The following is a 4,649-nucleotide window of genomic DNA, read 5'->3' as shown; positions in this document are numbered from 1 at the left end:
GGCCGGTGCGCAGGTCGAAGGGTTCGGTCGGCCGGTGCCGCCACTCGCGCTCCACTTCGACGCTCTCGCCGTCGAGCACGTCCGCGAGATCCGCCAGCACCTCTCCCGCGTCGGTGACGACCTTCCCCCCTTCGAGCAGCAACTCCGCGTGCGCCCAAGCGGGGTGGTACGTACCGAACTTCCGCCGCCCGATCTCCAGCACCCGTTCCCGCACCAGCTCGCAGGCGTGCCGGACGGCCCCGCCGGTGACGTACGTCTGCCGGGACGCGGACGTCGAACCGGCGCTGCCCACCTGGGTGTCGGCGGGATGGATGGTCACCTGGGAGACGCCCAGCTCGGTCCGGGCGATCTGCGCGTGGACGGTCACCCCGCCCTGCCCGACCTCGGCCATGGCGGTGTGCACGACGGCGACGGCCTCGCCCCCGACAACCTCCAGCCGGACACGGGCAGTCGAGTAGTCGTCGAACCCTTCCGAGAAGCCGACGTTCTTGATGCCGACGGCGTACCCGACCCCGCGCACGACGCCTTCGCCGTGCGTCGTGTTGGACAGGCCGCCCGGCAACTGCCGTACGTCGACGCCCTCGCTGCTCTCCCACTGCCGCTCCGGCGGCATCGGCAACGCCTTGACGCGCCGCAGGAGTTCGGCGACCGGCGCGGGGGAGTCGACGCGCTGCCCGGTGGGCATGAACGTCCCCTGCTCCATCGCGTTGAGCCGCCTGAACTCGACGGGATCGAGCCCGAGCCGAGCGGCGACCTTGTCCATCTGGGCCTCGTACGCGAAGCACGCCTGCACCGCCCCGAAGCCGCGCATCGCCCCGCAGGGCGGGTTGTTGGTGTAGAGCGCGAGCGCCTCGATGTCGACGTCCTCGACGACGTACGGCCCGACCCCGAGGGAGGCCGCGTTGCCGACGACGGCGGGGCTCGCGGAGGCGTACGCGCCGCCGTCGAGGACGATGCGGCACCTGACGTGCGTGAGCTTGCCGTCGCGGGTCGCGCCGTGTTCGTAGAACAGCCGCGCGGGGTGCCGGTGGACGTGCCCGAAGAAGGACTCGAACCGGTTGTAGACCATCTTCACGGGCTTGCCGGTGCGCAGCGCGAGCAGGCAGGCGTGGATCTGCATCGACAGGTCCTCGCGCCCGCCGAACGCGCCGCCGACCCCCGCGAGGGTCATCCGCACCTTGTCCTCGGGCAGTCCGAGCACGGGCGCCATCTGGCGGAGGTCGGAGTGGAGCCACTGGGTGGCGATGTAGAGGTGGACCCCGCCGTCCTCCTCGGGCACGGCGAGCCCGGACTCGGGCCCGAGGAACGCCTGGTCCTGCATGCCGAAGACGTACTCGCCGGTGACGATCACATCGGCTTTCAGGGCCGCCGCATCCGCGTCTCCCCGGATGATCGGCTGCCGGTGCAGGATGTTCGGGTGCGACACGTGCCCGAAGTGATGGTCCGTACGGTTCTCGTGGACCAGCGGAGCGTCCGGCGCGGTCGCGGACAACTCGTCGGTGACGACGGGCAGTTCGCGGTACTCGACCTGGATCTTCGCGGCGGCGCGGCGCGCGGTCTCGGGGTGGTCGGCGGCTACGAGGGCGACGGGTTCACCGTGGTGGCGGACCTTGCCGTGCGCGAGGACCGGGGTGTCCTGGACCTCAAGTCCGTAGTGCCGGATGTCAGTTGGAAGGTCGTCGTAGGTGAGGACCGCGTACACGCCCGGAGTTGCGAGCGCCTCGGCCACATCGATCGAAACGATCTCCGCGTGCGCCACCGGCGACCGCAGGATCTGCCCCCACAGCATGTCCTCGTGCCACATGTCGGAGGAGTACGCGAACTCCCCGGTGACCTTGAGGGTGCCGTCGGGCCGGAGGGTCGACTCGCCGATGCCGCCGCGCACCGCGGCACCTTGGGTGAGTCCGACGGGAGTTGTACGAGGCACGGTCACCCTCCTTGCCGGGCCGCCGCGAGGCGTACGGCGTCCATGATCTTCTCGTAGCCCGTGCAGCGGCAGAGGTTGCCGGAGAGGGCTTCGCGGATGTCGGCGTCGGAGGGGCTCGGGTTGTGCTGGAGCATCTCGTCGGCGGCGACGAGCAGTCCGGGCGTGCAGAATCCGCACTGGACGGCCCCGGCGTCGATGAACGCCTGCTGGATGGGGGCGAGTTGGCCTTCCTCGGCGGCGAGGCCCTCGACGGTGACGACGTCGCGGCCCTCGACCTGCCCGGCGGCAACGAGGCACGAGCAGACGGGAATTCCGTCCAGCCGGACCGTGCAGGACCCGCATTCCCCTTGCTCGCAGGCGTTCTTGGAGCCCGGCAGGCCGAGCCGCTCGCGCAGGACGTAGAGGAGGGACTCCCCCTCCCACACGTCGTCGGCTTCGCGTTGACGTCCGTTGACGGTGAAGTTGACGCGCATTACGCGACGCCCCCCTTCCGGAGCGAGGCCCGGTACGACTCCCAGGTCCAGGTGAGTGTGCGGCGGGCGAGGATGCCGACCGCGTGGCGGCGGTAGCTCGCGGTGCCGCGTACGTCGTCGATGGGGTTGCAGGCGGCGGCGCAGAGGTTCGCGAACTCCTTGGCCAGAGAGGGGGTGATGATCTGGCCGTTGTCCCAGAAACCGTTTTCAGCAAGCGCGGCGCTCAGGAACTCCTCGGCCGTACGAGCCCGCACCGGCGTCGGCGCCGCCGACCCGATGCCCGTACGGACGGTCCGCGTCTCGGGGTGCAGCGCGAGCCCGAACGCGCAGACCGCGATCACCATCGCGTTGCGGGTGCCGACCTTGGCGTACTGCTGCGGCCCGTCCGCCTTCTTGATGTGCACGGCGCGGATCAGCTCGTCGGGCGCGAGCGCGTTGCGCTTCACGCCGGTGTAGAAGTCGTCGATCGGGATACGGCGGCTGCCGCGCACCGACTCGGCCTCGACCTCGGCGCCGGCCGCGAGGAGCGCGGGGTGGGCGTCCCCGGCCGGGGAGGCGGTGCCGAGGTTGCCGCCGACGCCGCCCCGGTTGCGGATCTGCGGCGAGGCGACGGTGTGCGAGGCGAGCGCGAGCCCCGGCAACTCGTTGCGCAAGTTTTCCATGATCCGCGCATAGGGGACGGAGGCGCCGAGCCGTACGGAGTCCTCGCCGACCTCCCACTCGTACAGATCGGTGATCCGGTTCAGGTCGAGCAGGTGCTCGGGTCGGCGGTGGTCGAAGTTGATCTCGACCATCACGTCGGTGCCGCCCGCGATCGGCACAGCGGTGGGGTGCTCCGCCTTCGCGGCGAGCGCCTCCTCCCAGCTGGCGGGGCGAAGGAAGTCCATGACCGGCTCTCTCCTACGTCGTCCGGATCCTGTCGTGTTCATCTCTTGTTCACGGGGATCACGGCCAGTACACAAGCCGCTGCGCCGACCGGGTCAGTCACCGAAACTCCGAAGGAGTTGGCTGGTCGGGAAGGTCATCTTGTAGATTCATATGAAGAGAAGGCCTCAGAAACCTCCCTGTCTTCCCACGGAAACACGGGGAAACACGGGAAACGATTCCCGACCTCCATCGTAGATTTCGAGACACGGAAACGGCGGCGACGAACCATGCGGCTGCGCGCACTGCTGGACACCGACGCGCTGGGCCTCAGGCTGCTCGGCGGCGGGGACGAGCTGGACCGTACGGTCCGCGGGGTGATGACGACCGACCTGCGCGACCCGAGCCGCTACCTCGCGGGCGGCGAGCTGGTCCTGTCGGGGCTCGCCTGGCGCCGGGACGCGGCGGACTCCGAGCCGTTCGTCCGGGTCCTCGTGCAGGCCGGGGTCGTGGCGCTCGCGGCCGGGACCGCCGAGTTCGGGGAGGTCCCCGAGGACCTGGTGGTGGCCTGCGCGAAGCACCGGCTGCCGCTGTTCGGGGTCGACGAGTCGGTGTCGTTCGCGACGGTCACCGAGCACGTCGTCCGGCAGGTGTCGGGCGAGCGCGCCGGGGACCTCGCGGCGGTCGTGGACCGGCACCGCCGCATGATGACGTCCGGCCCCGCGGGCGGCGGCCCCGACGTCGTCCTCGACCTCCTCGGCTCCGACCTGGACCTGCGCGCGTGGGTCCTGTCGTCCACCGGGCGGCTCGTCGCCGGGTCCCGGGGCGCGGCGCTGCCCGCCGAGATCCGTACGCGGCTGGCCGCCGAGCACCTCGCGGCGGCGCGGACCGGCCGGCGCGGCCCCCAGCGGGTCCTGGCCGGTGCCACGACGTACTCCCTCTTCCCCGTCCGGGGCGGCGGCCGGGCCGCGCACACGCCCCGGGACGTCCGCGAGACCGCCCTCTCCGACTGGCTGCTGGCCGTCGAGGCGGACGCCGGGGAGTGGCCCGACGAGCGCATGGACCTCCTGCACGGCGTCACCCAGCTGATCGCCGTCGAACGCGACCGCCGCGACGCCGCCCGCACGGTACGCCGCCGGCTCGCCCAGGAACTCCTGGACCTGATCCAGACGGGCGCCGCGCCCCCGGAGATCGCCGCACGCCTGCGGGTCGCGGCACCGGTCCTGCTGCCGGGGGTGGCGGCGGCGCCGCACTGGCAGGTGGTGGTGGCGCGGGTGGAGTGGACGGAACCGGGCCCGGGGGCGGGTCCGGGTTCGGGTGCGGGCTCGACCTGGGCTGCGGGTTCGGGCTCGGGTTCGGCTTTCGGGTCGGGTGCGGGCCTGGGC

4 protein-coding genes are annotated in these 4,649 nt (G+C 71.8%); 1 reads left to right on the top strand and 3 read right to left on the bottom strand.

Annotated features, from left to right (window positions below):
• The 3 genes from AOK24_RS25235 to AOK24_RS25225 form a co-directional block, all read right to left on the bottom strand.
• A partial coding sequence (locus AOK24_RS25235) for a xanthine dehydrogenase family protein molybdopterin-binding subunit (protein ID WP_055722366.1) occupies positions 1 to 1,927 on the bottom strand: 1,927 nt, incomplete at its 3' end.
• Positions 1,928 to 1,929: 2 nt separating this feature from the next.
• Positions 1,930 to 2,400 (bottom strand): (2Fe-2S)-binding protein, encoded by a 471-nt coding sequence (locus AOK24_RS25230; protein ID WP_055722365.1) that lies wholly within the window; start codon positions 2,398 to 2,400, stop codon positions 1,930 to 1,932.
• Positions 2,400 to 3,287, bottom strand: a complete 888-nt coding sequence (locus tag AOK24_RS25225; RefSeq protein WP_055722364.1) for an FAD binding domain-containing protein — start codon at positions 3,285 to 3,287, stop codon at positions 2,400 to 2,402. Before AOK24_RS25225 ends, AOK24_RS25230 begins: the two co-directional genes overlap by 1 nt.
• Positions 3,288 to 3,554: 267 nt before the next feature.
• On the opposite strand from AOK24_RS25225, the gene AOK24_RS25220 reads away from it, so the two are divergent.
• Positions 3,555 to 4,649, top strand: a 1,095-nt coding sequence (locus AOK24_RS25220) for a PucR family transcriptional regulator ligand-binding domain-containing protein (protein ID WP_240554115.1), incomplete at its 3' end; no start/stop codon positions are given.

The organism is Streptomyces niveiscabiei (genome assembly GCF_001419795.1).
Lineage (GTDB): Bacteria > Actinomycetota > Actinomycetes > Streptomycetales > Streptomycetaceae > Streptomyces > Streptomyces niveiscabiei.
This window is presented reverse-complemented; position numbering and strand designations above follow the sequence as displayed.

Excerpts from the sequence above, each read along its gene's own strand:
- AOK24_RS25225 (WP_055722364.1), bottom strand. The coding sequence starts at position 3,287 with ATGGACTTCCTTCGCCCCGCCAGCTGGGAGGAGGCGCTCGCCGCGAAG.
- AOK24_RS25230 (WP_055722365.1), bottom strand. The coding sequence starts at position 2,400 with ATGCGCGTCAACTTCACCGTCAACGGACGTCAACGCGAAGCCGACGAC.